General features: G+C 40.7%; 3 protein-coding genes. 1 reads left to right on the plus strand and 2 read right to left on the minus strand.

Features of this window, described 5'->3' with window-relative positions; translation table 11 throughout:
* Nucleotides 1–443: 443 nt before the first annotated feature.
* Nucleotides 444–1,310 (minus strand): universal stress protein, encoded by an 867-nt coding sequence (locus F607_RS0124970; RefSeq protein ID WP_027710209.1) that lies wholly within the window; start codon nucleotides 1,308–1,310, stop codon nucleotides 444–446.
* 3 nt (nucleotides 1,311–1,313) lie between these two features.
* Nucleotides 1,314–2,798, minus strand: coding sequence for a SulP family inorganic anion transporter (locus tag F607_RS0124975; RefSeq protein ID WP_027710210.1), 1,485 nt, complete (start codon nucleotides 2,796–2,798; stop codon nucleotides 1,314–1,316).
* A gap of 385 nt (nucleotides 2,799–3,183) precedes the next feature.
* Here F607_RS0124975 and F607_RS0124980 point away from each other — a divergent pair, with 385 nt between their 5' ends.
* Nucleotides 3,184–4,017, plus strand: a complete 834-nt coding sequence (locus F607_RS0124980; RefSeq protein ID WP_027710211.1) for a substrate-binding periplasmic protein — start codon at nucleotides 3,184–3,186, stop codon at nucleotides 4,015–4,017.
* Nucleotides 4,018–4,598 lie beyond the last annotated feature (581 nt).

Genomic DNA, 4,598 nt, shown 5'->3' on the forward strand with positions numbered 1-4,598 from the left:
TAATACGTCTTGGTCCCCTGCATAACAAAGCGCCCTTTATTAAAGTCGTTGCTTTTAGCCAAGTAGCTGAACTCATTAAAGGTGCAAATGCGGATAAAATCGTTATAATTGAGTCAGGCAATGACGGTCCCTTCCTTGGAATGGTTTAATTTTTTTGTCAAAAAAATTGTGCCGTCATTGCCACTTGAACTCCAGTTATTCTGCTTGTTTTCTACCAAAAAAATCAAATTCTGCTCATTATTTAAGCATACTTGCTTAAGTTAAATGGCCAAAGTCGAGTTATGCATCTTGAAGGATTACTACAGATATCGAATAACGAAGCAAACAGTCTTATTAAGAGTAGATGATTTTGCGGATAAGATGTTTGGAGGTAAGGTCTGATTGGAGATCATGGGCTAAGCTCGAATTAACATCGAGTCAGCCCATGTGTTTACAGTGAACTCTTAACGCAGTAAAAGCAGAGGTTTTTGAGTCGCAGATAACATTTTGGCAGTAAAGCTGCCAAGTAATAGTTCTCTGATGCGCGTATGGCCAAAAGCACCCATAACAATTAAGTCTATTTGGTGCTCAGCTTGATATGCACAGATAGCATCCTCTGGCTTACCCTCTAATGTGGCGGTAATGACGTCCACCCCGGCTGCTTCTAATTTGCTAACGGCATTTGGTAAGCAGTTAGCAGTGTGTTTTTCAGGGTTGGGGTTAGCATAAACTACATGACAAGGCAGCCCTTTGAATAACGGTCGATGAGCGATCATATCCAGTGCTTTTTCTGCAGCCTCACTGCCATCATAAGCCAGCATGATGCGCTGTGGTTCGCTAAACGCTTTATTCACAACGAGAATGGGCTTGTGTAAAGAACGGATGATGGTTTCAAGGTGAGCGCCAACCTGTTTATCATCATCTTCATGGCCTTCACCTCGAATGCCGAGCACCAAGACGCGAATTTCATCTTCTAGTTCGATGAGTGACTCTGTAAGACTGCCATGACGCTGCTTGGCAATAATGTCTTTAACACCCGCTTGTTCAGCGCGCGCCTTTGCAGCATCAAGCATGATTTTACCTTGTTGAACTAATAACTTGCTGCGCTGTTGTTCGAGTGTCGTCAGTTCATCAAGTAGCTTTTCCTGGCTACCTAGGCCGATACTGCCTGATAGATCAACCATTCCTGGTATCTGATGGTGTTCAATATTATGGAGAAGCTTCAAGGGCGCATTAATTCGTTGACTGGCCCATACTGAGTAATCACATACTGCAGTGCTATAACGAGAGCCATCAATACACGCAAGCACCTTGGATTCTTTCGTATTCATTGGTTAGTGACCCCCAAGTACTTTCTCTATTTCTTCTGGTTTATCGTGTACCCCAAACCTGTCTACAATCGTAGCACTTGCTTCATTCAGGCCGATTAGCTCTACTTCAGCACCTTCTCGACGAAATTTGATGACAATTTTATCTAAAGCACTGACTGCTGTTATGTCCCAAAAGTGTGCTCGGTGTAAATCAATGACTACCTTATCAAGTGCTTCCTTAAAGTCAAAAGCGGCGACAAACTTATCTGCAGAATTAAAAAAGACTTGACCAATAACCTGATAGGTTCTTGTTTCTGTAGCTTCATCCAGCTTGGACTCAATATACATAAAGTGGCTTACTTTGTTAGCAAAGAAAAGTGAAGCTAACAATACACCCGCTAATACACCAAATGCTAAGTTGTGTGTCCAGACGACCACAACAACTGTGGTTAACATGACAATATTGGTCGAGAGAGGATAGTGTTTAAGGTCGCGAATAGAACTCCAGTTAAAGGTACCAATAGATACCATGATCATGACTGCCACCAGCGCTGCCATTGGTATTTGGGCAACCCACTGGTTAAAGAAAACCACCAAGATTAACAGCATAACCCCAGCAACCAAGGTTGATAAGCGGCCTCTACCACCAGACTTCACATTGATCACTGACTGACCAATCATGGCACAGCCAGCCATACCGCCAATAAAGCCTGTGACAACATTAGCAATACCTTGGCCTTTACATTCTCGATTTTTATCACTGGGGGTATCAGTTAGATCATCAACAATCGTGGCAGTCATAAGTGACTCAAGCAAGCCAACAACGGCCAGAGCAGCTGAGTATGGAAAAATGATCGATAAGGTTTCAAAACTAAAGGGAACATCCGGCCATAAAAAGAGAGGCAGTGTATCCGGTAACTCGCCCATATCACCCACAGTTCGAATATCAAGCCCTAACCATAAGGAAAGTGCTGTTAAGGTAAGTATGCACACCAGTGGAGAGGGAATAGTCTTGTTCAGTAGAGGAAATAAATAGATGATTGCTAACCCTGCAGCCGTCATTGCGTATACATGCCAGGTTACATTAGTAAGCTCGGGTAGCTGCGCCATAAAAATTAAAATGGCCAAAGCATTAACAAACCCAGTCACAACTGAACGGGACACGAAACGCATCAGCTCACCCAGTTTTAAGTACCCAGCAATAATTTGTAACACCCCTGTCAGGAGCGTAGCTGCTAGTAGGTATTGCAGGCCGTGTTCTTTTACTAATGTGACCATTAGTAATGCCATGGCTCCTGTGGCCGCAGATATCATACCTGGACGGCCACCAACGAAGGCGGTGACAACGGCAATGCTGAAAGACGCATAAAGACCCACTTTGGGGTCAACACCCGCGATGATTGAAAAAGCAATCGCTTCTGGAATAAGTGCTAATGCAACTACGAGTCCGGCGAGTACATCTGCTCTGATATTGCCAAGCCAGTCATGTTTTTTTGAGTACAGCAGCATAATAACCCTGATAATGATAAATAAACCTTAAAGGCAACTATAGTTAACCTTTTACAAGACGACTTGCCTCTATCACTGATTTCAAGGTGTTCAAAGAGATTTGATAGCCTCTTTTAGGTCAGTACAGTGATCAGGCAAAAAAGGAGCGGATTATATGATTTTTTTAAAGAGTTTGCTACATTTGTAACAGGTATTTAATTTTAATAAGTATTTTAGGGTTATGTGTTCAATTAGCTTTTTTGAATTGATCTTAACTTTATAAGGTAATCTACCTGCTGGTTTATAAGCCAAGTGTGTAGCTTAAGTAAATTATCAAAATTAGGTTCACAAGACGTAGTTGATTGTTTCATTAAAAAAGACGCACTAATTTCGCTAAAAAATATGTATGAATACAGAAAAGTATAAGTATTTAATTAAAGTAGGAGTGAGTTCGGTTATACGATCATTGATTACTATTTGTTTTATTTATGTGCCAATCTCATGTGCTTTAGATGAATCAAAATTTGATAAATCAAAATTTGATTATATTTTTGCCACAGAGTCATGGCCACCTTATTATGGGCATGCAATGGCTGATGAAGGCTTTGTTGCTGAAGTCATTTATGAATCATATGCGCGTATGGGTAAAAAAGTTCACATTATTTACACATCCTGGAATCGTGCATTTGAACGCACTAAACAGGGTTTATATGATGGTGTTGTTGGGATTTATTATGTGCCTGAACGAGAAGCTTACTTCCAGTATTCCTCCCCTATTACTTATTCAGTACAGTCACTGTTTAGTTTGAAGTCAAAAGGTATTAATGGCAGTACAGTACAAGACTTACTAGGTTATAAAGTGAGTGTAGTAAGAGGCTATCACTATTCTAATGAGTTTAATAATGCCCCGTTCATAGCCAAACATGAAGAAGTGAGCACAGAAAAAAACCTAACGATGTTTTTGGCAGGCAGAGTTGATTTGATTGCAGCCGATGGGCGTGTTTTAAAATACTATTTAATCCGTAATTATCCAAAAACAACTTGGCATGATTTAAAAAAGAATGTTGACCTTTCAACGCTATCAGTTCACTTAGGATTTCCTAAAAAATTAAGCAACTATAAGGTGATGTATAGTGAATTTGAACAGGGATATAACCTTCTAAAAAAAGAAAATAAAATAAAAGATTTAAGAAAAAAACATGAATTTTATGACTTTGTTGTTGAAAGTGGAAGAGAATAGTTTTATATCTGCAGTGCATTATTTTTAGGGAAGCTAGTTTGGTCAACATAGGGTATGCATACACAGTCAAGGTTAAGCTATACCTGTGGTGGAATTTGCCCTGTTAGCACAAACTGGCTTCAATGCCAAAGTGAAAGGAAGATTACCTATGCTTATCAGGCCAATGCCAGGCGGGTCCAGCCCAAAAAGTCGATTCTAAACCACCTTCAGCCGCCAGTGAGTTAATTACTCCTCCTTGCGCTGTTTCTGCTACTCGATTCCGAAGTTTTTAATGCTTGACTAGCAGGGAGAGAGGTTCAGAAGGCTGGACTACAAGTATGGCTCCATTTCTTCGCCTAGCAAAGAACGATCAACACGACACCTGTAGACCAGTGATAGTGTAGTATATCGTGCTTCTACTTTAATGGCGACTAGATGACGACTTGTGTTGATTACCCCAATTCCCCATGTGATAACGTTTGTTCAGGCTCTTAACGACACCCTTACCGTTTCTTTTCAATCGTCTGGGTTAAGTCGAATTCAGCGTCATTGGTTAACGATTATCCTAATGGGCATTGCTGTTACTGGTGTATTTTGTTGGG

Origin of the sequence: Zooshikella ganghwensis DSM 15267 (assembly GCF_000428585.1) — a bacterium.
Classification (GTDB): domain Bacteria; phylum Pseudomonadota; class Gammaproteobacteria; order Pseudomonadales; family Zooshikellaceae; genus Zooshikella; species Zooshikella ganghwensis.